This window comes from Bradyrhizobium sp. MI1.3, assembly GCF_055811695.1.
In genome coordinates this window covers 1-19,540 of sequence record NZ_JBVVPQ010000080.1, presented here as the reverse complement: position 1 = coordinate 19,540, position 19,540 = coordinate 1, and the positions used below count along the sequence as shown (strand labels likewise).

The window sequence follows — 19,540 nt, the reverse complement described above, 5'->3', positions numbered from 1 at the left end:
GCCCCTGTCTACCTTCAATGCTGCGTTGCACAAGCGACGTTTCGGGATAGCTGGCAGGCGGTGCAGGAGCGGACAACATTGACGAGGTATCAGCGCTCGGGGCCGCGGCGATCGGCGGGATCGTCCGCGCGTCTCTCGTGGTGCGGGCAGCCGGGGTCGAACCGGCACAGCGCTTGCGCACCGAGGGATTTTAAGTCCCTTGCGTCTACCAATTCCGCCATGCCCGCTTGATCCAACGAGATCAATCACTTAAGTCCCTTGCCGGCCGTCTGGAATTGGCGTTTGCAGGCCGGAGGGGCGGTTCTTCCTTAGGCGAGCCGGCCGCACAAGGCAAAGCCTCAATCCGGACATCTGTTGTTGCTTTAGGCATTCTCAATCCACGGGGACTATTCATCCGGCATGGCTGCTTTGATCCGATATCGCCTGCGCACGTGCTGCGTGGCCGTCGCGCTGCTCGCGGCCGGCTTCGCACTGTCCGGCTGCGCAGGCATCAGCGAGACGGTCGCTCCGGCCTTTGCCGATCCTGCCAGGTACGAATTGTACGATTGCAAGCTGCTCGAAGCCGAGCGCAAGGGGCTCGCTAACCGCACCGCTGATTTACAGAGGCTGATGGACAAGGCACAGACCGGCGCGGGCGGCGCCGTCGTGTCGGAGCTTGCCTATCGCAATGACTACGTCGCGGTGCGCGGGCACGCGCAGATGGCCGATGACGCTTGGCGCCGCAACAAGTGCCGGGAAACGCCCCCCGAGGCGACGCCCGCCGCTGCGCCGGCGCCCGCAGCCAATCCTGGCCCGATCAAGCCTGCCCCGAAATCGACAAGAGCAGTGCGCTGAAACCGGCGCCTCGCATCAGGGTCGCCAGCCGTAAATCCAGTCCTGCCGTGCCAGCATGCGTTCCGGGCCGAGGGCGCGCACCGCAAGATCGCGCGCGAGCGCGAGCGGCCCAGTGAAATGATAGATGCGGCCCTGCTGCCGCGCGGTCCGCTGCACCCGCCGCACGCGCGCCTGGCGCGTACGGCCGTATTGTCTCAGCGCAGCTGTGATGCCAGCGGTGCTCTCGGCGACCTCAAGGCTCAAATGCTGCGCGAGCACCGCGGCGTCCTCGATCGCCATGCCGGCGCCCTGGGCTGCAAACGGCAGCATCGCATGCACGGCGTCGCCGAGCAGCGCGACCGGGCCGTTGCTCCAGGGGCAGTCGTCAGGCACGCCGAACAGCGCCCATTTCCGCCAGCTATCGACCGTGGCGAGCATCATGCGCGCCGCTGGCGGCCAGCGCGGCGCGGCGAAGGCGTCCATCACCTCGCGGGGATCGCCGGGCGTGCTCCAGCCCGGTCTATTCCAGGTGCCCGGCAGCACCGCGACCACGTTGATCTGGCGTCCCCCCGCGATCGGGTAGGCGACGAGATGGGCATTCGGGCCCATCCAGAGCTGGACCCGGCGCGCGGTGTAGTCCTTCGGCAGTTGCGTGGCGTCGAGCGTGCCGCGCCAGGCAATCAGCCCGGAGAAGCGCGGCTGCACCTCGGGAAACAGATGCTGGCGCACCGTCGACCAGATGCCGTCCGCGCCGATCAGCGCACTGGCGAGATCGCTGCGCCGGATCGTACCGCTGCGATGGACGACCGTCAGCCCCTTGGCGTGAGGCGCGACGTCTTCGAAGGTCGCGCCGAGTTTCAGGTCGATATCGGGATGGTCGGAGACTGCGCCGGCGAGGGCGGATTGCAAATCGGCGCGGTGCACCACCCAATAGGGGGCGCCGGCGCGCGCGGCGGCGGCTTCTCCCAGCGGCATGCGCAACAGCTCGCCGCCGGCCCGCGCGCTCATGATCGAGACCGCCTCCGGGATCACGGCGCGCAGCTTGAGGCGCTCGGTAAGGCCGAGCTCGACCAGCACGCGGCTGGCATTGGGGGAGAGTTGCAGACCGGCGCCGACTTCCTCGAGCCGCTCGGCCTTTTCCAGCACGACGATGCGGAAGCCGCGTGCCGCGAGCGCGAGCGCAGCCGTCAGTCCACCTATGCCGGCACCGGCGATGACAATCGTTCGGGAGAGCGCCACCCCTGGCCGATGGAAGCGGTCAGGCCACCTTGTCCTTCAGGACGCATTCCGGCGGACGGGCTTCGCCCGCCTTCAGGTCGGCGGCGAAACGGTACAGCGTCGAGCAGTAGGGGCAGATGATCTCGTTGTCGTTGCCGAGGTCGAGGAAGACGTGCGGATGATCGAACGGAGGGTTGGCGCCCACGCACATGAACTCTTGCGAGCCGATCTCGATGACGGGGACACCGGCATCGTTGTGGAAGTGCGGGACGACATGGTCGGACATCGTACTCATCCTGGAGTGGCAATGGCGGCAGACACAATCACGACTGACGCGGCATTATTAAGGCGCCGCGGACCATACTGGCGGGTGTGGATGATTGCTAGTCCAGCGGAACCGAAAGCTCCGCAATGCCCCATGCTCATTTGCTCATGCAAATTCGACACAATCTTGCGGCCTGAGAGAAGCCCTTCTTTCGTCGGGGACGTTGTGTCGCAATTTTGGCATACTATGTCTGTGGACGAGCGTAATTGCGACGAAAGACCAACCGTTAGGCGTCAACGATCTCAGGACCGTCCAGGCTCTCCGCATGAAGTGGTTGCGAATCAGCACAGCGTTGACCGGTATCGTGGCTTGCGGCTTCATGCTCGCGCAGGTAGCACCGCCTGCCCGCGAGGCCGGGGCGATTCTGGCCGCCCAGGACGATCCCGCCGCGCTCTCCGAGATCAAGCTCGACGCGCTGCTGCGGCACAATGACCGCATGATTCAGGACAACATCGAGGCTGCGCTCGCGTCGGGCGATGCCGATCTCGCCGACAGTTTTGTCGCGCTGGCGCGCGACCGCAACATCGCGCTGCCTGACGACCTCCTGAGCCGTGTCAGCGACGCGGTCAAAGCCGAAAATTCCACCTCGCATGTCGCAAAACGGTTTGCCACGGGTCTCGTCACCGGCAACGCGGACGATGTTGCGAGCCTGTCGGGGACCGTGGCCGGCGATCTCTTCGTCATCGGCGACATCAGGGATGTCGTGCGCGAGGGCAAGCACCTCGCCATGGGCGAGGAGACCGATCGCCTGGTGCTGGGCCTCGCGGCCGCGGGTCTCGCGGTCACGGCCGTGACCTACGTCTCCGTCGGCGGTGCCGCGCCGGTTCGCGCCGGGCTGACGCTGGTGAAGGACGCGCGGAAGGTGGGCCGGCTCGGCGAGGGACTGGCGGCATGGGCCGGCCGGTCCGCGCGCGAGGTCGTCGATACGCCGATGCTCCAGAACGCGGTTGCCTCCGGCTCGGTGCTGCGGCCGGGCCAGACCTTGAGCGCGATCAAGGCCGCGTTCCGCGCCGAGAAGGCCGGCGCGCTGGTTCGGCTCGGCAAGGATGTCACGCGCGTCGTCGAGAAGACCGGCACGCGCGGTGCGATGGATAGCTTGCGCATCGCCGAAGGTCCGAAGGACGTCGCACGCGCGGCGCGGCTCGCGGAAGCGCAGGGCGGCAAGACGCGCGCGATCCTGAAGCTGCTCGGCCGCGGCGCGCTGCTGCTGATCGGCGGGGCGTTCAATCTCGCACTCTGGCTGTTCGGTGCGGCCTTGACGCTGTTCGGCCTGTTGTCCTCGATCAAGGCGACCACGGAGCGCCTGACCCAGGCCTGGTGCGATCGCAGGCGGGCGCGGCGACTTCGCCAGGCCCGGATCGCCGCCGAAGCCGTTCTGGCAAGCGCTGCCGTCACCGCCTAAGATACCTCTTCCCCTCAAGATTGCGGAACTGATGATGCCGAGCTTTCACAACGGCGCCGTTGAAATTGCCTATCTCGACGAAGGCGAGGGCGATCCGATCATCCTGGTGCACGGCTTTGCCTCCAGCAAGAACGTGAACTGGGTCTATCCGACCTGGGTCTCGGAGCTGCGCAAGAACGGCCGCCGCGTCATTGCGCTCGACAATCGCGGCCATGGCGAAAGCGCCAAGCTCTACGAGCCCGCGCAGTACTCGATCCCGACCATGGCCGGCGACGTGCTCGCGCTGATGGATCACCTCGCCATCCCGCAGGCCGATCTCATGGGCTATTCGATGGGCGGACGGATGACGGCCTGGCTCTCCCTCAACGAGCCGCAGCGCCTGCGTTCGGCAATTCTCGGCGGCATCGGCATCGGCGGCCTGATCGAGGGCACCGGGCCCGGCGAGAACGTCGCGAAGGCGCTCGAAGCGCCCTCGCTCGACGACGTCTCCGATCCCGTCGGACGCACTTTTCGTGCTTTTGCAGACCAAACCCGTTCCGACCACAAGGCGCTGGCCGCCTGCCTGCGCGGCACGCGCGATCTCATGACGAAAGAGCAGGCCGCACGCATCGACGTGCCCGTGCTGATCGCGGTGGGCTCGACCGACGACGTCGCGGGATCGGCCAGCGCGCTCGGCGCGATCATCCCGGGTTCGGAAGTGCTCGACATTCCGAACCGCGATCACATGCGCGCAGTCGGCGACAAGGTCTACAAGACCGGCGTGCTGGATTTCCTCTCACGCAGGAGCTGAGGCGATGAGGCGGTTTCAGCTATCCTGAAATGTCTCGTTACAATGGGCCATCCACTCCCTTCGGGGCAACCGTCCATTCCTCTACGCAGGCACCGGGGTTCGCTAAGCGCGCATATGAGACTCAGCTCAAAGCCACAGCCTTATCCAGGTCAATCGGATACTTGCAATTCCGATCCGTCCAACTGCGCACGGCCTCCGTCGGCGCGTCGCGCAGCCCGGTAACGGCCGGGCGACTGACCAATGTGCCGGTGAAACAACTTCGAAAACGCCGCTGCAGTCTCGTAACCGACCCGGTTGGCAATCCGTGCGATCGGCTCGTCGCTGGTTTCGAGCAGGAACGCCGCCTCCGTCATCCGGCGTTCGATCACATAACGTTGCATGGGCTGGCCCACGAGCCTGGTGAAGCGCGCCGAAAATGCCGAGCGGCCGAGCCCGACGCGACGGCCAAGGTCGCTCAGCGTCCAAAGCTGCTCCGGACTTTCGTGAATCAGCTTCAGCGCGGGTCCGATATGGGGGTCAGAAATGGCCCCGATCCAGCCGCCTTGTCCGGGGCTGAGAGACGCGATCCAGCTTCGCAGCACCTCGACGAAGAGCACTTCCGTCAGTCGTGAAAGCGCGACGCCTTGGCCAGGACGCTCGAGCGCGGACTCGCTCATCATGCGGCGCAGGATGGCTTCAAGCCAACCACGGTCCGACGTCGGCTTCAGCAAGAGCACGGGTGGAAGCAACTCCAGCACGCTGCCAAACGTCGGCCGCGACACCGTGAAATTGCCGCAGAGCATGGTCGAGAGCGGCTTTGCACGGCTGCCGTGGCGAAGGAAGCCGAGGCGTGGCGACGACCGTTCGATATCCACGATGCGCAAAGGCTCGGCCCGGCGATCCGAATAAAACACATGGGGCTCGCCACGTGTGATGACGACAAAATCGCCCCCGGTGATCTGGATTTCCTCTCCCTGTTCGAGCGCGAGGGTCGCTGAACCTTGGCTGAGATAGTGAAACAGGGCGTAGGGGCGCGCCGGCAACTCAAGATGCCAGGGATGGCCGAGCTCGAAGTGAAAGAGCAGCGTCCCGCCGAGACGAACCCGATCGAGCACCTGGGTAAGTATATCCATCCACCGAGACTAGATCCATGGACGATCGGACACAAGACGCGGACGATTGGTCCCTATCGTCCGATGAGGTCCATGGAATACGTCATGCCACGGCGGGCCGACGTGACGTGCGGCAACCATTTAGCCAACGGCAGATGGAAGAACCGCGACCTTGCTGGAAACGCCTGTCCATTCCCCCGGACTGTGTTCGTCCGACATACCAACAGGAACAATCAATGCTAAATTTCCTACTTTCAGCAGCCGCCGTACTCCTGGCCGGATCGACAATGGTCGGGCCCGCCCGTTCCGCCGAACTGCCCAAGGGGGCAGCCCACAATATCGTGCTCGTGCACGGCGCCTTTGTAGACCAGACGAGCTGGCAGCCGGTTGCCGATATTCTCACGAAGAAAGGCTACAACGTCACGCTCGTCGAAAATCCACTCACTTCGCTCGCCGCCGACGTCGATGCGACCAAACAGGCGCTCGCGAAGCAAGCCGGCAGGACCGTTCTGGTCGGCCACTCATGGGGCGGCGTGGTGATCACGCAAGCCGGCAACGATCCCAAGGTTTCGGCGCTGGTTTATGTGTCCGCCTTTGCGCCGGAGATCGGTGAATCCCTGGCGTCGCTGACGAAGGCCGGTCCGCCGACCGAAGGCGGCAAGGCGATCCACCCCGATGCGAAGGGCAATCTGTACATCGATCCAAAGGTGTTTCCGTCAGCCGTCGCGGCTGACCTTCCTCCGGAGATCGCCGCGCACCTGGCCAACTCGCAGCTTCCGCTGAACCACGTTGCGTTCGAAGCTCCGGTCGACGTTGCGGCCTGGCATGACAAGCCGAATTTCTACGTCATCAGCACGAAGGACAAAGTCCTCGCGCCCGAGGCCCAGAAGTCGTTCGCAGCCAGGATCCATGCTCAGACGACGGAAGTCGCCGGCAGCCATGCCTCGCTCGTCGTCCATGCGAAGCAGGTCGCTGAGGTGATCGAAAAAGCGGCCCTCGCGAAGTGACGGTGCCGCTCCCGGCGCTTTGGCGCCGGGAGCCCGCACGCTTCCGCTCGACCATTTTGAGCCAGGCATCCGGAGAATGACATTACCCAACTCGACATGGCGACTGGATGCACAGCTTGCAGCAGTTACGGAGGACCAATGACAATCGCTAAAGTCGAGGTCGAGCGTTTCAGCCTTAGGGGCTCGAAGCCATTCGACGTTGTCGTGGCAGCGTTCAAGTCGGCAGTCGGGCAACCCGACATGGTCGAATTTTCAAGCAGACGAGGGCGACGAATTCGTTCCAAGAACTGGAGCGCGATAGCGCTTCACCCCAATCTCATCGCGCCTTGCTGTCCTCGCCAAACCGTCGCGCCAGCGCCATCAGCACCACGAAGGTCGCGACCCACGCCATCCGCGCGCCGTAGCGGTCGTGCGGGCCGGAGATCACGCCGCAGATGAAGGCGTTGCCGAGCAGCGCCAGCGTGACGGTTGCCGCCAGCAGCGTCAGGTCGTCAAGCCGGCGGATCGCGAGAGCATGCGCAAGCAGCACGACAAGCGCCAGCATCGAGGCCAGCGCAACGGGCACGTGCAGCCAGTTGACGTAGGCGAAATCGAGACCCCAGTGCTGCTGGCGCGCCGCCCGCATCGGCGCGGCCTGTGAGGGGATATAGCGCTCGATGATGCCGCGGGTGTGCGGGATCCAGCCATTGGTGCCTTCGCCGGTCGCGACATGCAGCAATTGCCGACCCAGCGCCCGCAACGCCGCGCCGGCTTGCCAGGCCGGATAGTCGGCGAGCGAACCCACGACGATGGTGCCCATCTCGTCGTTCATGCCCTCGAACCGGCCTAGCGTGTTGAACATGCTCTTGCCCCACAGGAATTCGTCGGCGGTCGCCGGCAATTGGTCGCGATAGGGGCAGAGCTTGAGTTTTTCGCGCGGGCAATGGTCGTTGAGATAACGCGCGACGATGCCGTCCTGCATCATGCGGCCGAAGGCGACCCCCGTGCCGCCGGGGGTCCAGGCCCATTTGCCTGACAGCGCATGGTTGGCTGACACCAGCATCAGTCCGCCCACGACGATGGTCAGGCTCGCCTGCGCCAGTCCGGCGATAGGAAGCCGGCGCCCCAGCAACGGTCGCGCCATCCAGCCGGCGACGCAGAGCCCGAGCAGCACGCCGAGCGTGGCGCTGTGGGTCGCGGCGGCAAAGGCGGTGAAGACGAACAGCGTGATCTTTTCGAGCGCCGAAGTCCGCTGCCCACCGACGACCAGCAGGAATAACGACAGCACCGACAGGCCTGCAAAGATGTCGGTGAGCAACATGCTCGCAAGCCAGGGCAGCGCAGTCGACAGGATCAGGAGCAGGCTGATCGCCACGAAACGGAACGTTTGCATCAGGCCGAGCACGCGCAAGGTGAGCTGCAACAGCCACAGCGTCGCCAGCGCCTGGGCCGCGAGGTTGATCCAGAATCCAGAACTCTCGCCATAGTGCAGATAGATGCCGAACACCGTGGAGCGGCTCGGGACGAGATAGCCCTCGTACCAGCGCGCCAGATAGCCTCCGGTATCCCATTGCAACAGCGGATAGCCGTTCCAGAACGCCGGCGCGATCAACAGGAGCGGCAGGGCGACCGCGGCGAGCCGCAGCCAGAGGGTATCAGCGGCGCCCGCGCGCAAATGATCGGTGGTGATGGTCAAATCCGCTCCGTCCTCACTCGGACCATGCCCGCAATCACGGTTGAGGCGGAATTCACCAATAGTTTGACGCCGCCCGGCTTGAATTTGGCGAAACCCTGACCATTTTGAGCCGACCTTGCCGCCGGGGGTGTCGGAAGAAACTGTTGTGATTCAACGTGTTGGCATGCCCCCGCTGGGCAACGCACTGTTCACTCTCAGGCAAGCCCGTCAGGACTTTGTCGCTTAGACTGTGTTATAGAACCATCGAAACGAGCCAATTCGAAAGAGCAGATCTCATGGCAGTGCATCAGGTCAATCCGGGAGGAAAGCTCGCAACGCTTGATCCGATCTGGGATCGGATCCGCGGCGAAGCGGAGGACATCGTCCATCGCGAGCCGGAGCTTGCGACCTTCATCTATTCGACGGTGCTGCATCACAGCCGCCTGGAAGATGCTGTCATCCATCGTGTCGCCGATCGGCTCGATCATTCCGCGCTGTCGGGCGATCTCGTGCGCCAGACCTACGACGAGGCGCTACGCGATGATCCCGATCTCGGCAACGCGTTCCGCGCCGATCTCGTCGCCGTTTACGACCGCGACCCCGCGACGTCGCGCTTCATCGACCCGTTGCTCTATTTCAAGGGCTTTCACGCCATCCAGACCCACCGCCTCGCGCATTGGCTCTATCTGAAGGGCCGCAAGGATTTTGCGTATTATCTGCAGAGCCGGGCGTCTGCGGTATTCCAGACCGACATCAATCCCGCCGCGCGCATCGGCCGCGGCATCTTCCTCGACCACGCCACCGGTTTCGTCTGCGGTGAGACTGCGCTGATCGAGGACGACGTCTCGATCCTGCACGGCGTCACGCTCGGCGGCACCGGCAAGGAGAACGAGGACCGCCATCCGAAAATCCGTCACGGGGTCCTGATCGGCGCGGGCGCAAAGATCCTCGGCAATATCGAGATCGGTCATTGCGCGCGCATCGCGGCGGGCTCGGTCGTGGTCAAACCGGTGCCGCACAACGTGACGGTCGCAGGCGTGCCCGCCAAGGTCGTCGGCGAAGCCGGCTGCGCCGAGCCGTCGCGCACCATGGATCAGATGATCAACGCCATGGGACTTTGAGGCGGGACTCTGAGGCGGACTTCGAGCTTGTCGGAAGGGCGGGATTTCCCGCCCCTTTCGGTCCCCAAATTCTTTGGCAATTCATGCTGGCGGTTGGTCGCGTCTCGTCCTAAAACCCGCGCCAACCTAGATTTCGATTGGAGACTTGCCGTGGACGTCAAGGAAGTTAGGAAGCTCGACGCGTACCTGAAACGCGTATTCGGCAATCCCAAGATCCGCGTCGTGCCGCGGCCTAAGAAGGATGATTCCGCCGAAGTCTATATCGGCGAGGAATTCATCGGTGTGCTCTTCGTCGACGACGAGGACGATGATCGCTCGTTCCAGTTCCAGATGGCGATCCTCGAGGACGATCTGGTCGACCAGGAGTGATGCGACACGACTGGTGAGGCGGAACTTCCCGCCCTCACCATTTGGTGTCTGACGCGGCGGTGCGATCGGCCGCCGCTTTTCCCATATTCCTTCCATGCGAACAGTTCTGATCTCCGGGGCGGGGATTGCAGGGCCGACGCTCGCCTATTGGCTCAAGGCGGCGGGCTACGCGCCGGCGCTGGTCGAGCGCGCGAGCGCACTTCGTCGCGGCGGCTACGTGATCGATTTCTGGGGACTCGGCTACGACATCGCCGAACGGATGGGGCTGCTGCCGGCGATCGAGAACGCCGGCTATCGCGCCAGGGAAATGCGGATCGTCGACGATCATGGCCGGCGTATCGCCGGATTTGGCACGGACGTCCTCGACGATCTCACAGGCGGCCGCTACGTCACTCTGGCACGAAGCGATCTGTCGCGCCTGCTGTACGGTACGGTCCGCGACGGTGTTGAAACGATCTTCGATGAGGAGATCGTTGGCCTGGAGCAGCAGCCTGAATGGGTCGACGTCCAGTTGCGGCGCGGCGGGAGCCGACGTTTCGATCTCGTCGTCGGTGCTGACGGCTTGCATTCGCAGGTGCGCAGCCTTGCGTTCGGCTCGATCGGGACGTTCGAAAGAAATCTCGGCTATGGCGTCGCGGCATTCGAAACCCGCGGCTATCGTCGTCGCGACGAGAATGTGTATCTGATGCACAACCGGCCGGGCCGGATGATTGGCCGTTTCGCGCTGTGCAATGATCGCACCTTGTTCCTCTTCGTGTTTCGCGGCGATGCAGGCGGGCCTGCCGCAAAGGCACAGCTGCGTGATCTCTATCGCGACGCCCGCTGGGAATGCCCAGACATTCTGAACGAACTCGAGCGCACCGATGATTTGTATTGCGACCGGGTCAGCCAGATCAGGATGGACGGCTGGTCGCGGGGCCGCGTCGTGCTGATTGGAGACGCTGCCTTCTGCGTGTCGCTCGTCGCCGGGCAGGGCTCGGCTCTGGCCATGATCTCTGCCTATGTGCTTGCGGGAGAACTCGCACGCGCCGACGGGCGCCACGAGCAAGCATTCAGCGCCTATGAGACCCGCCTTCGCAGCTATATCGGCGCCAAGCAGCGCGGAGCGGAGCGCTTCGCCGCGGCATTTGCGCCGCGGACGTCATGGGGATTGTGGTTTCGCAATCAGGTCGTGAAGGCGTTCTCGTTTCCCGGTGCGGCGAGACTCGCCATCGGTCGAGACCTTGCCGACAAGCTGGATCTGCCGACTTATCGCTGGAGCGATCACAAGGAGATCGGCGTTTGAATTGCCTGCGGCTTTGAATCTTTTTCGAAAAGACGAATTCTCGGGAGGGGCCGAATTTTTTGCAGGCTGGCTTCGAAAATACGAAGTCATGCCAGGCACTTGGCTACTGTGCATGGGGTTGTTTTCGCAGTTTTTGTTTTGGAGGCTCGGGGCGCAGAGGCTGCGCTCAGCCCTTCGGGCCGCGCAGTTGCGCCGTCAGCTTCTCCATCGCTTCCGCCGCATCGCGCCACTGCGATAGCCAGCTGCGCGGAAAGCGGAAGGTGAGGTCGGCGCCGCCGACGCGGCGTTCGGCGAGGCACATGCCGGGCGTCGCCGCATCCCGCGTGCAGCGCGCGGTCAGTGCAGGACTCGCGGCAGAGTAGAGATCCTCGCTGCCGTAGGGCGTATCGGCGCGGAACATCCGCATTGTTAGCCCGTCCTGGGGCGTTGCCGCGGCCTGGTCGAGATAGCGCGGATAGATCGTGGCGGTGCGCTGCTCGGGCGAGAGCGCATCGCGATGCGCGGCGATCGACAGGAAGATGCGGTCGATCGGCTGCATCGCCGCATCCACACTATCGGCGGTGACGTGCTTCGGCGCGCCCGGCGGCTCGAGCGAGGGATACAGGAAGTCGAGATCGATCCGCTCCTGCGGCCCGGAGTGGCGCTGGATCTTCATGCGGATCGCATTGGTCGGCAGGTTGAACAGCGTGCCGCCGACGCTCACCGGCAGCTTGTCCGGGGCGCTCGCGCCGCTCGGGCCCCAGGTTGGCCACAACAAATAGGCGACGAGCGCGACGGCGCACATCGCGGCAGTGCCGCCGAGCACGATCGGCACCACATGGGCCCGGGTGTGCGCTCGGGGAGATTGAGGGGAAATTGCCGAAAACACCGTCATGAGCCGCGCGAATGAGCCGGAAGTCGGCCGATGGCCGACGAATCAGCAGCGAATATGCCACGCGGCTGCGATTTCGCGGAGCGTTCGCCGGCTGCAGGGAAGGGAGACAGGCCTGCGTGGAACGGCCGGCGGCGTTAACCTTCCCTTAAGGATAATGTAGCGTTAACCGGCACTCTTTGTCACAGGAAGTCACCTCGCGTTGCGTAAGGGCGGACCGTTCCGATGACACCTGAAGCTCTCAATACATTCTTCTCGATCGGCATCGGTTTCGCGCTCGCGGGAGCGCTCGTCAGCGGATATCAGACGGTCGCACAGCGGCCCGCCGGCTTCGGTCTGTTGCAGGACGGCGTGGCGCCGAAGACCTTCGCGGCGGTTCCGTTCCTGGTGTTCGCGGCGCCTTTCATCATCATGCGCAACACCCTGCGCGGCAGGCAGGTGGAGAGCCGCCGCGTCGAATTCGTGATGATGGCCACCGTCATCGCCGGCTTCTGGAGTATGATGAGCGGCACCTTCTTCCTGATGACGCTCCGCGCGGCCGGCGTTCTGGTCTGATACGGGCGCTGTAGGGCTGCCTGCGCGGCGGGCCTTTGCGTCAAGGCTGCCGTTTCGCTATGGCTGGGGTTGACCCGACAGGAGACCCTCATGGCGATCTACGAGCTCGACGGGCAGGCGCCCGACCTTCCCGCCGACGGCAATTACTTCATCGCTGAGACCGCCACCGTGATCGGCCGCGTGCGCCTGAAGCCGGGCGCGAGCGTCTGGTTCGGCGCGGTGCTGCGCGGCGACAATGAGTGGATCGAGATCGGCGAGGGATCCAACGTGCAGGACGGCTCGACCTGCCACACCGATCTCGGTTTTCCGCTTCACATCGGCAGAAACTGTACGGTCGGCCACAACGTCATCCTGCACGGCTGCACCATCGAGGAGGGCGCACTCGTCGGCATGGGCTCCATCGTGATGAACGGCGCCAGGATCGGCCGCAACAGCATCGTCGGCGCCGGCTCCGTCATCACCGAAGGCAAGGAATTCCCCGAACGGTCCCTGATCATCGGCTCGCCGGCGCGGGTGATCCGCACGCTCGACGACGCCCAGGTGCAGAAGATGGGCAGCGCGGCGAAGTTCTACGTCGCGAACGGCCCGCGCTTCACGAAGGGTCTAAAGCGGATCGACTGAGATGCACGCAGGCCGTGTGCGGCCGGCATCTGGTTCCGTACCGTAAAAACACCCGCCGGTATTTTAATCCTCCGCTAGCGCCATCATGCCTATCCTGGAGCGTTTTCAACCAGGAGGAGTGGCGCCATGGATGCTGCGGCGCTGGGATCCGGACTCGGCGCCGGAACCAAATTTGTGAAAAAGCTCGTTCGTTTCGCTCGCGGCGCGGATACCCTGAGCGTTGCGGAGAAAGTCTACAGCATTGCCGGCTTTCTCGCGATCGTCACCACCTTCCTGCTCGTGATGTCGATCCAGACCGTCCGCCTGCAGACGACCTACCGCCACATGCACGCCTCTTCGGCGGAGGCGGCGATCAATGTCGGGCGTATCAACACGCTGATCTACGCCGTCGTCATGGAATCGCGCGGCATCTACATGTCCGCCGATCGCGGCGCGATGAAGCAGTTCGCCGACGGTCTGGTGCGCCGTAACCGCGAACTCGCCGAGGCGGTGAAGAGCATGGAGCGGACCGTCGCCGCCGACGATGCCGCGCAAGTCTCGAGCTTCCGCCAGCGCATCGCGCAGTTCATCGAATTTCGCCAGGAGCTTGTTCGGCGCGGGCTGGAGATCAGTCCGGCCGCAGCGCGCGAATGGGGCGATAACGACACCAACCGGACGCTACGCAACAAGCTCAATCTCGATCTGGAGACGCTGGAACGGATCTACGGGCAGCGCGCCCGCGAGGCGGACGAACTTGCCAACGAGAACCGCTATGCCGCGGCTTATTTGTTCGTGCTCGGGCTCGTGGCGCTCGTTTTCGCGGGGCTGAACGTCGTTGTGATGCGGGGCTCGGTGGTCGGGGCGCTGGCTGAGATCACGCAAGCGACCGACCGCATTGCCGGCGGTGACGTCAAGAGCGAGGTGCCGCATCTCGGCCGTCACGACGAGATCGGTCGTCTTGCGCGAGCCGTACAGAACTTCCGCGATGCGGTGGCGCGGATCTTCGAGCTCGAGGAGATCGAACTCGGCACAGCGCAGGCGCGCGACGCGGCCATGACCGAGCGCGACAAGTTCAACGACAAGTACCAGGCCAAGAAGTGGCAGCTTTCGGCCGCTATCAACAGCATGCCGCAGGGCCTGGTTATGCTCGACGGCAAGGCCAATGTGGTCGCGATGAACACCAACTACCGGGGGATCTACAATCTACCCGAGACGATCCAGGCCGGGTCGACGGTCGAGGAAATTCTCCAGCACAGAGTCAGGAGCGGGTTGTTCAGCGGTAACGTCGCGAAATATGTCGCGGCGGTCCTCGACCGGATCACCAAGCGCGAGCCGGCGGTCGACGAGGTCGCCCTGAATGACGGCCGCATCATCAAGATCTACGAGCGTCCGATGGACGGTGGCGGCTGGGTGTCGGTGCAGGAAGACGTCACCGAGCAGCGTCAGCGCGAGCGCATTCTCGAGCGGATGGAGCGCTTCCTCGCCACCATCATCGAGAACGTGGCCGAGGGCATCATCGCCAAGGACGCGCGCAATTTGCGTTACGTCTTCGTCAACAAGGCGGCCGAGAACATGATCGGCATGTCGCGCGGCGAGATCATCGGCAAGACCGCGCGGGAGTTGTTCTCCGCGGAGGCAGCCGAATTGATCGAGCAGCGCGACCAACAGCTTCTGGCGCAGAAACAGCAGCTCGAGCCGATCGTCGATACCATCGACAATGCCGCGCGCGGGCGCCGCGTGATCTCCGCCCGCCGTGTCCAGATCGGCGGCGCAGGGGAAGAGTCCCACATGTTCGTGACCATGGTCGAGGACCGGACCGAGGGGATGGTGGCGGCCGCGTAGTTCAACGGCGCGCCCCATTCGAAGCGGCGCCTCAGCTTCCCTCGGATTCGCGCGCTTCGATCGCACCCGCGACCCTCTCGTGACCGGCAGCCCACAACGCGTGTTCGTCGCTGCCGTCCGAGTAAGGATTGGCTTCTGCCGGAATGTTTTCGCGCGCGGCGCGTTCGCCCTCTGCAAAAGGATCGCGATCCGTCATCCTGATTTCGCCTCTCTGGTTTGCAGCGTCGAACGCGATCGGCTTTCGCATGATCGTGGCTCTCCCCCTTTCAAGCTGAACTGACGGCAATTGTTCCGGAACCGGTCATCGATGCGGCGGTTGATCGGTAAAGGAGCATTCGAATGGCAACATCGTCCGCAACCTGTTCAATCAAGACCATGATTGTCATCTTCGCCCTTGCCGCGATGCCGGCCGTAGCGTTCGCGCAAGCGAGCGGCGGCGCAGCGGGATCGGCCGGAGGTGTCGCCAATTCTCCGGCTCCGCCGCCCGGGACCAACAGCCTGGGTACGGCGCAATCATCGGGAGCGAATGCCACCTCCGGAACCACCACCGGGACCGGCGCAGGTGGATCCACCGACGCCGCCGTCAACGCCGAGAACCGGCTGCTCGACAAGAAGCTCAAGAGCATCTGCCGCGGCTGCTGACGCTCGCGCGGAAGTGAGGCAGCGTGGCTGTCCGGAATGCCCAGGGAACGCTAGCTTGATCCTGCTTTGAGCGTGGAGCGTGTCCACGCGGAGGATCGAGTGGATGTTACGCAAGATGATGATGGCGGCGCTGGCCGTCGCGATAGTCGGGCTGTCAGCCCCACAGGCCGCCCAGGCGCGGGGCGGTTTCGGCCACGGTGGTGGCGGCTGGGGCCACGGTGGCGGCTGGGGTCACGGCGGCCACTGGCATGGCGGTGGCTTCTGGCCGGGAATCGCCATCGGGGCGGGTATCGCCGGCGCGGGTTATTACGGCGGCTATTACGGCTACGGCCAACCGTATTACGGCGATCCCTATTACTATGGTACCGGCTACGACGATGGTGGCTATGGCGGCTGCTACGTCGTGCGCAAGCGCGTCATGACGCCGTCGGGCTGGCGCATCCGCTCCGTGGATGTCTGCGAATAGGCGGCGGTACCCGTTAAAAAACAAGGCCGTTGACGCAATATACCGTCAACGACCTTGCCAGCCCCGGACATTGAAATCGGCTCACGCCATCCGGTGACGGCGAGCATCGCTCGGAATCATACGGGCGAATGTGATCCAGTTCACAAGTCCAAAAATTTAGGCGGCGCCGGCTGCTCAGCCGCGCGAGCGCTTGCGTGCACTGGCATGGACACGATGCCGCGCCGGTTTCCTGCGGGTAACCGAGGGAGTCTCCGCCTCGGTCGCCCGGGCGCTCGCAAAGGATTGCCGCAGGCCGTCGATGGACTCGCTGAGTGTCGTGACCTGCTCGGACAGACGCTTGGTGTCGGCCTGCTGGAATGCGAGCAAGCGCTTCATACTCTGGAGCTGGTCCTGCACGACCTGAAGCTGGTCGATCGATTCCTGCTGGGTTGCCTCCAGCCCCTTGGTCTTCTCGACCAGCTGCTCGGATGCCTGTGCGGTCCGAGCCTGAAGCTGCCGCGACGCCACCACCCGGTCGGTCTCAGGGGATGAGCCGGTATAGGCGCGCCAGATCGCGATCGAGGTCACACCGGCGATCAGCAGGAGGAGGGCGGCGGCGGTCAGCGCGATGGGCTGGGCGCCGAGGCGAAGAAGCGGGTTGGACGGTGCGTCCTCTGCGAGATCGATCATCGCTGACAAAACCCAAATTGAAACTTGGTGAGTGGCGAAGACCGGCAACCCTGAGGCCACCGGGTGTCCCGAAAGCGTTACGTTTCGGCAAGGAATGGGACCAAAAAGAGGCTAAGAGCAAAAAAACCAGCAATCAGGATGCCTTAGGGCATCCAAGCGCCCGTCAGAGGCAGAGATCAGGGCTGAAACGGCGAAAACGGACCTGAATAGGTCTTCGATCGGGGCGCCGCATAGGGTCCGAGCCGGGAGGTTTTCAGTCCCAATCGCACCAGTGATTCCGCCAAGGTCACCGCGGCCGCGACGCCGTCGATCACGGGCAGGCCGTGCGTGGCGGCGAGTTCATTGGCGAGATCGGCCATGCCGGCGCAACCGAGCACGATGGCCTCTGCGCGGTCGTCGCGGATCGCGGCCGTGATTTCCGTAGAGATTTTTGCGAGCGCATCGGTGTTGCGCTCCTCGAGTGCGAGCACCGGCACCTCGGCAGCGCGGACGCGGGTGCAGCGGTCGGTGAGGCCGTATTTCCGCAAATTATGTTCGATCGGCACGATGGAAACACCGAGCGTCGTCACCACGGCGAAGCGCGCGGCGATCAGGCTCGCCATGTGGAAGCCGGCCTCGCCAATGCCGATCACGGGTGCCTTTGCCGCGGCGCGCGCGGCGTCGAGACCGGTGTCGTCGAAGCAGGCGATGATGTGCGCATCCGCGCCGTCGCGGTCGGCCTCGCGGATGCAGCCGAGCATGCCGGGCACCGCGAACGCCTCGTCGTAAAATCCCTCGATCGAGACCGGGCCCATCGTGGGCTGGCGCGCATCGATCATCGTGTCGGGCAGGGCGACGCTTCGCGCGGCAGCGGCGATCTTCACCGTCATGGTCGCAGCGGTGTTGGGATTGACGACGTGAAGCCGCATCAGATCAGACAAGCCCCTTTTCAGACAAGCCCCTTGCCGGCGTCCGAGCCTTTGGCCGCCTGTCGCTTGTTCAGCATGTGGATGGTGCCAAGCGCAAGCGCGATCACCGTGAACGACACCGCCGAGATCACGGTGCCGAGCGCATAGATGTCGGGGTTTGTCACGGTGGTGGTGAGGCCCTGGAGATCGAGAGGCAGCGTGTTCACGGCCCCGATCGCCTGGCTGGAGCGCGCGAGCTCGTCCCAGGACAGGGTGAAGCCGAACAGGCCGATACCGATCACCGAGGGCAGGATGATCGGCAGCACGACATGACGGAAGGCCTGCCACGGCGTCGCACCGAGATCGCGCGCGGCTTCCTCGAGCCTGGGATCGAAGCGGTTGAAGATCGCGAACATGATGAGCAGGCCGAACGGCAGCGTCCAGGTCAGATGTGCACCGAGGCCCGAGGTGAGCAGGCCCATCGAGGTCTCGAAATTCTCGTTGACGGTGCCCTTGATCAGATCGTCAATGATGCGGAATTCAAGCGAGATGCCGAGCGAGGTGATGATCGAGGGCACGATGAGGCTCGCGATCGCCGAGTAGAACAGGATGCTTTGCGCCTTGAACTTGCGGCGAAACGCCATGCCCGCTGCGACCGACAGCACGACGGTGACGATCATTACGATAATGCCAAGCAGCAGCGAACGGCGAAAGGCCGCGCCGAGATCGACGATGCCGGTGCCCTGGAACAGTTTTGCGATCCAGAAAGTCGACACACCGTTCATCGGGAAGGTGAGGCCACCCTGCGGCCCCTGGAACGACAGCACGTAGATCGCGATCATCGGGCCGTAGAGGAACAGCGTGTAGGCCGCGAAGAAGATCGCGAGCACGTAGAAAGAGCGCGGGCGTCCTTCCTTCATGCTCTAGAGCTCCTTCTTGATGTCGACGATGCGCGACATCATGGTGATGATCAGGAAGGTGATGACGAGCAGGATCACGGCGTTGGCCGCTGCTGCGGGGAATTGCAACGCGTTCACCCGCGTCTCGATGATCTTGCCGGCGGCCGCGATCTGCTGCCCGCCCATCACGCCGATGGTGATGAAATCGCCCATCACGATGGTGATGACGAAGATCGAGCCGATCACGATGCCAGGTTTTGCCAGCGGAATGATGACGTTGACGAGGGTCTGGAAACCGGTCGCGCCGGCGTCATAGGCGGCCTCGATCAGCGATTTGTCGATGCGTACCATCGAATTGAAGATCGGCACCACCATGAAGAAGGTGAAGAGGTGCACAAGTGCCAGCACCACGGAGAATTCGGAGAACAGCAGCCATTCAACGGGATGGTTGATCAGCCCCGTCTTCACCAAGCCTGAGTTGACAAGGCCGTTGCGTCCGAGCAGCGGAATCCAGGCGATCATGCGGATCACGTTGGAGGTCCAGAACGGGATCGTGCAGAGCAGCGACAGTCCCATCTGCCAGGTCTTCGACTTGACGTGGAAGGCGAGGAAGTAGGCGACCCAAAAGCCAATGAAAAGTGTGATGACCCACACGAGGAAGCACAGCTTCAGCGTCTTCAGATAAGTCTTGGCGATCGTGCAGAGATCGGGGAGCTGCGCGATGCAGCCTTCGAACGTGTCGGTGTAACCGCGGCCCGAGAAGGCCGGCAGCAACTGGTATTCGTTGTAGTCCCAGAACGAGACGATGACGACGAAGACGAGCGGGATCAGGAAGAAGGCGAGGAACACCAGCATCATCGGCCCGGCCTGAAGCCAGGAGATGAAGGAGGGTGACAGGCGCGCCCCGGTTGTGGGGCGCGCCCGGGGCCCAACCCCCCCCCGGGGCCGCATTAAATGGGCGCCGCCGGGATTGGCGGCGCCGAGGTCGCGCGCAACGTCGAGCGCCTCGTCGAGGTTTTTGCAATCGACGATAT

The 19,540-nt window shown here is 64.0% G+C and carries 22 protein-coding genes and 1 tRNA gene; 12 read left to right on the top strand and 11 right to left on the bottom strand.

Annotation, left to right across the window (positions count from 1 at the left end; all coding sequences use genetic code 11):
* Nucleotides 1–138: 138 nt before the first annotated feature.
* A tRNA-Leu gene (locus tag AC0L3A_RS34500) sits at nucleotides 139–227 on the bottom strand.
* 172 nt (nucleotides 228–399) lie between these two features.
* On the opposite strand from AC0L3A_RS34500, the gene AC0L3A_RS34495 reads away from it, so the two are divergent.
* Nucleotides 400–834, top strand: a complete 435-nt coding sequence (locus AC0L3A_RS34495; protein ID WP_007602541.1) for a hypothetical protein — start codon at nucleotides 400–402, stop codon at nucleotides 832–834.
* 15 nt (nucleotides 835–849) lie between these two features.
* Here AC0L3A_RS34495 and AC0L3A_RS34490 read toward each other — a convergent pair whose 3' ends face one another.
* Nucleotides 850–2,052, bottom strand: coding sequence for an FAD-dependent monooxygenase (locus AC0L3A_RS34490; RefSeq protein WP_219683853.1), 1,203 nt, complete (start codon nucleotides 2,050–2,052; stop codon nucleotides 850–852).
* Nucleotides 2,053–2,071: 19 nt separating this feature from the next.
* Nucleotides 2,072–2,317, bottom strand: a complete 246-nt coding sequence (locus AC0L3A_RS34485; protein WP_007602543.1) for a zinc-finger domain-containing protein — start codon at nucleotides 2,315–2,317, stop codon at nucleotides 2,072–2,074.
* 304 nt (nucleotides 2,318–2,621) lie between these two features.
* Between AC0L3A_RS34485 and AC0L3A_RS34480 the strand changes: the two genes are divergently transcribed.
* Together AC0L3A_RS34480 and AC0L3A_RS34475 are read left to right on the top strand one after the other, a co-directional pair.
* Complete coding sequence (locus tag AC0L3A_RS34480) at nucleotides 2,622–3,758, top strand: hypothetical protein (protein ID WP_007602544.1); 1,137 nt, start codon at nucleotides 2,622–2,624, stop codon at nucleotides 3,756–3,758.
* Nucleotides 3,759–3,792: 34 nt separating this feature from the next.
* Entirely contained in the window at nucleotides 3,793–4,548 is a 756-nt protein-coding gene (locus AC0L3A_RS34475; protein ID WP_219683852.1) for an alpha/beta fold hydrolase, read from the top strand.
* Nucleotides 4,549–4,697: 149 nt separating this feature from the next.
* Here the strand turns inward: AC0L3A_RS34475 and AC0L3A_RS34470 are convergent, their stop codons facing one another.
* Nucleotides 4,698–5,660: an AraC family transcriptional regulator gene (locus tag AC0L3A_RS34470; RefSeq protein WP_007602546.1), complete on the bottom strand. Its 963-nt coding sequence runs from the start codon at nucleotides 5,658–5,660 to the stop codon at nucleotides 4,698–4,700.
* 215 nt (nucleotides 5,661–5,875) lie between these two features.
* On the opposite strand from AC0L3A_RS34470, the gene AC0L3A_RS34465 reads away from it, so the two are divergent.
* On the top strand, nucleotides 5,876–6,646 hold the full coding sequence (locus AC0L3A_RS34465; RefSeq protein ID WP_473256057.1) for an alpha/beta fold hydrolase: 771 nt from the start codon (nucleotides 5,876–5,878) through the stop codon (nucleotides 6,644–6,646).
* Nucleotides 6,647–6,962: 316 nt separating this feature from the next.
* Here the strand turns inward: AC0L3A_RS34465 and AC0L3A_RS34460 are convergent, their stop codons facing one another.
* The gene (locus tag AC0L3A_RS34460; protein ID WP_354128717.1) at nucleotides 6,963–8,321 is read right to left on the bottom strand and encodes a hypothetical protein; all 1,359 of its coding nucleotides are present in this window, start codon (nucleotides 8,319–8,321) and stop codon (nucleotides 6,963–6,965) included.
* Between the two features lie 275 nt (nucleotides 8,322–8,596).
* On the opposite strand from AC0L3A_RS34460, the gene cysE reads away from it, so the two are divergent.
* From cysE to AC0L3A_RS34445, 3 genes are all read left to right on the top strand, one after another.
* Nucleotides 8,597–9,421: a serine O-acetyltransferase gene (gene cysE, locus AC0L3A_RS34455; protein WP_007602549.1), complete on the top strand. Its 825-nt coding sequence runs from the start codon at nucleotides 8,597–8,599 to the stop codon at nucleotides 9,419–9,421.
* Nucleotides 9,422–9,571: 150 nt separating this feature from the next.
* A complete protein-coding gene (locus AC0L3A_RS34450) occupies nucleotides 9,572–9,790 on the top strand; it encodes a DUF3126 family protein (RefSeq protein ID WP_007602550.1) in 219 nt (72 codons plus the stop codon).
* Nucleotides 9,791–9,884: 94 nt separating this feature from the next.
* Nucleotides 9,885–11,075, top strand: coding sequence for an FAD-binding domain (locus tag AC0L3A_RS34445; RefSeq protein ID WP_473256052.1), 1,191 nt, complete (start codon nucleotides 9,885–9,887; stop codon nucleotides 11,073–11,075).
* Nucleotides 11,076–11,241: 166 nt separating this feature from the next.
* Here the strand turns inward: AC0L3A_RS34445 and AC0L3A_RS34440 are convergent, their stop codons facing one another.
* Complete coding sequence (locus tag AC0L3A_RS34440; RefSeq protein WP_473256051.1) at nucleotides 11,242–11,949, bottom strand: hypothetical protein; 708 nt, start codon at nucleotides 11,947–11,949, stop codon at nucleotides 11,242–11,244.
* Nucleotides 11,950–12,171: 222 nt separating this feature from the next.
* Here AC0L3A_RS34440 and AC0L3A_RS34435 point away from each other — a divergent pair, with 222 nt between their 5' ends.
* From AC0L3A_RS34435 to AC0L3A_RS34425, 3 genes are all read left to right on the top strand, one after another.
* Nucleotides 12,172–12,501, top strand: coding sequence for a DUF6949 family protein (locus tag AC0L3A_RS34435; RefSeq protein ID WP_007602553.1), 330 nt, complete (start codon nucleotides 12,172–12,174; stop codon nucleotides 12,499–12,501).
* Nucleotides 12,502–12,591: 90 nt separating this feature from the next.
* Entirely contained in the window at nucleotides 12,592–13,122 is a 531-nt protein-coding gene (locus AC0L3A_RS34430; RefSeq protein ID WP_007602554.1) for a gamma carbonic anhydrase family protein, read from the top strand.
* Nucleotides 13,123–13,296: 174 nt separating this feature from the next.
* Nucleotides 13,297–14,943 (top strand): PAS-domain containing protein, encoded by a 1,647-nt coding sequence (locus AC0L3A_RS34425; protein ID WP_473256050.1) that lies wholly within the window; start codon nucleotides 13,297–13,299, stop codon nucleotides 14,941–14,943.
* A gap of 31 nt (nucleotides 14,944–14,974) precedes the next feature.
* Here the strand turns inward: AC0L3A_RS34425 and AC0L3A_RS34420 are convergent, their stop codons facing one another.
* Nucleotides 14,975–15,190 carry a hypothetical protein gene (locus tag AC0L3A_RS34420; protein ID WP_007602555.1) on the bottom strand — a complete coding sequence of 72 codons (216 nt, stop codon included), beginning with the start codon at nucleotides 15,188–15,190 and terminating at the stop codon, nucleotides 14,975–14,977.
* Between the two features lie 92 nt (nucleotides 15,191–15,282).
* Between AC0L3A_RS34420 and AC0L3A_RS34415 the strand changes: the two genes are divergently transcribed.
* Nucleotides 15,283–15,585, top strand: a complete 303-nt coding sequence (locus AC0L3A_RS34415) for a hypothetical protein (protein ID WP_007602556.1) — start codon at nucleotides 15,283–15,285, stop codon at nucleotides 15,583–15,585.
* Nucleotides 15,586–15,688: 103 nt separating this feature from the next.
* Nucleotides 15,689–16,051, top strand: coding sequence for a hypothetical protein (locus AC0L3A_RS34410; RefSeq protein WP_354158947.1), 363 nt, complete (start codon nucleotides 15,689–15,691; stop codon nucleotides 16,049–16,051).
* A gap of 174 nt (nucleotides 16,052–16,225) precedes the next feature.
* On the opposite strand, the gene AC0L3A_RS34405 is transcribed toward AC0L3A_RS34410, so the two are convergent.
* The 4 genes from AC0L3A_RS34405 to AC0L3A_RS34390 form a co-directional block, all read right to left on the bottom strand.
* Entirely contained in the window at nucleotides 16,226–16,720 is a 495-nt protein-coding gene (locus tag AC0L3A_RS34405) for a hypothetical protein (RefSeq protein WP_473256049.1), read from the bottom strand.
* 176 nt (nucleotides 16,721–16,896) lie between these two features.
* On the bottom strand, nucleotides 16,897–17,628 hold the full coding sequence (locus AC0L3A_RS34400; protein ID WP_473256056.1) for an aspartate/glutamate racemase family protein: 732 nt from the start codon (nucleotides 17,626–17,628) through the stop codon (nucleotides 16,897–16,899).
* Between the two features lie 20 nt (nucleotides 17,629–17,648).
* A complete protein-coding gene (locus tag AC0L3A_RS34395; protein WP_473256048.1) occupies nucleotides 17,649–18,527 on the bottom strand; it encodes an ABC transporter permease in 879 nt (292 codons plus the stop codon).
* A gap of 3 nt (nucleotides 18,528–18,530) precedes the next feature.
* Nucleotides 18,531–19,457, bottom strand: a complete 927-nt coding sequence (locus AC0L3A_RS34390) for an ABC transporter permease (RefSeq protein ID WP_473256055.1) — start codon at nucleotides 19,455–19,457, stop codon at nucleotides 18,531–18,533.
* Between the last annotated feature and the right edge of the window lie 83 nt (nucleotides 19,458–19,540).

What these genes read in the sequence shown, in the direction of transcription:
- AC0L3A_RS34495 (WP_007602541.1), top strand. Translation starts at nt 400, where the DNA reads ATGGCTGCTTTGATCCGATATCGCCTGCGCACGTGCTGCGTGGCCGTC.
- AC0L3A_RS34485 (WP_007602543.1), bottom strand. Translation starts at nt 2,317, where the DNA reads ATGTCCGACCATGTCGTCCCGCACTTCCACAACGATGCCGGTGTCCCC.
- AC0L3A_RS34480 (WP_007602544.1), top strand. Translation starts at nt 2,622, where the DNA reads ATGAAGTGGTTGCGAATCAGCACAGCGTTGACCGGTATCGTGGCTTGC.
- AC0L3A_RS34475 (WP_219683852.1), top strand. Translation starts at nt 3,793, where the DNA reads ATGCCGAGCTTTCACAACGGCGCCGTTGAAATTGCCTATCTCGACGAA.
- AC0L3A_RS34470 (WP_007602546.1), bottom strand. Translation starts at nt 5,660, where the DNA reads ATGGATATACTTACCCAGGTGCTCGATCGGGTTCGTCTCGGCGGGACG.
- AC0L3A_RS34465 (WP_473256057.1), top strand. Translation starts at nt 5,876, where the DNA reads ATGCTAAATTTCCTACTTTCAGCAGCCGCCGTACTCCTGGCCGGATCG.
- cysE (WP_007602549.1), top strand. Translation starts at nt 8,597, where the DNA reads ATGGCAGTGCATCAGGTCAATCCGGGAGGAAAGCTCGCAACGCTTGAT.
- AC0L3A_RS34445 (WP_473256052.1), top strand. Translation starts at nt 9,885, where the DNA reads ATGCGAACAGTTCTGATCTCCGGGGCGGGGATTGCAGGGCCGACGCTC.
- AC0L3A_RS34440 (WP_473256051.1), bottom strand. Translation starts at nt 11,949, where the DNA reads ATGACGGTGTTTTCGGCAATTTCCCCTCAATCTCCCCGAGCGCACACC.
- AC0L3A_RS34435 (WP_007602553.1), top strand. Translation starts at nt 12,172, where the DNA reads ATGACACCTGAAGCTCTCAATACATTCTTCTCGATCGGCATCGGTTTC.
- AC0L3A_RS34430 (WP_007602554.1), top strand. Translation starts at nt 12,592, where the DNA reads ATGGCGATCTACGAGCTCGACGGGCAGGCGCCCGACCTTCCCGCCGAC.
- AC0L3A_RS34420 (WP_007602555.1), bottom strand. Translation starts at nt 15,190, where the DNA reads ATGCGAAAGCCGATCGCGTTCGACGCTGCAAACCAGAGAGGCGAAATC.
- AC0L3A_RS34415 (WP_007602556.1), top strand. Translation starts at nt 15,283, where the DNA reads ATGGCAACATCGTCCGCAACCTGTTCAATCAAGACCATGATTGTCATC.
- AC0L3A_RS34410 (WP_354158947.1), top strand. Translation starts at nt 15,689, where the DNA reads ATGTTACGCAAGATGATGATGGCGGCGCTGGCCGTCGCGATAGTCGGG.
- AC0L3A_RS34405 (WP_473256049.1), bottom strand. Translation starts at nt 16,720, where the DNA reads ATGATCGATCTCGCAGAGGACGCACCGTCCAACCCGCTTCTTCGCCTC.
- AC0L3A_RS34400 (WP_473256056.1), bottom strand. Translation starts at nt 17,628, where the DNA reads ATGCGGCTTCACGTCGTCAATCCCAACACCGCTGCGACCATGACGGTG.
- AC0L3A_RS34395 (WP_473256048.1), bottom strand. Translation starts at nt 18,527, where the DNA reads ATGAAGGAAGGACGCCCGCGCTCTTTCTACGTGCTCGCGATCTTCTTC.
- AC0L3A_RS34390 (WP_473256055.1), bottom strand. Translation starts at nt 19,457, where the DNA reads ATGCGGCCCCGGGGGGGGGTTGGGCCCCGGGCGCGCCCCACAACCGGG.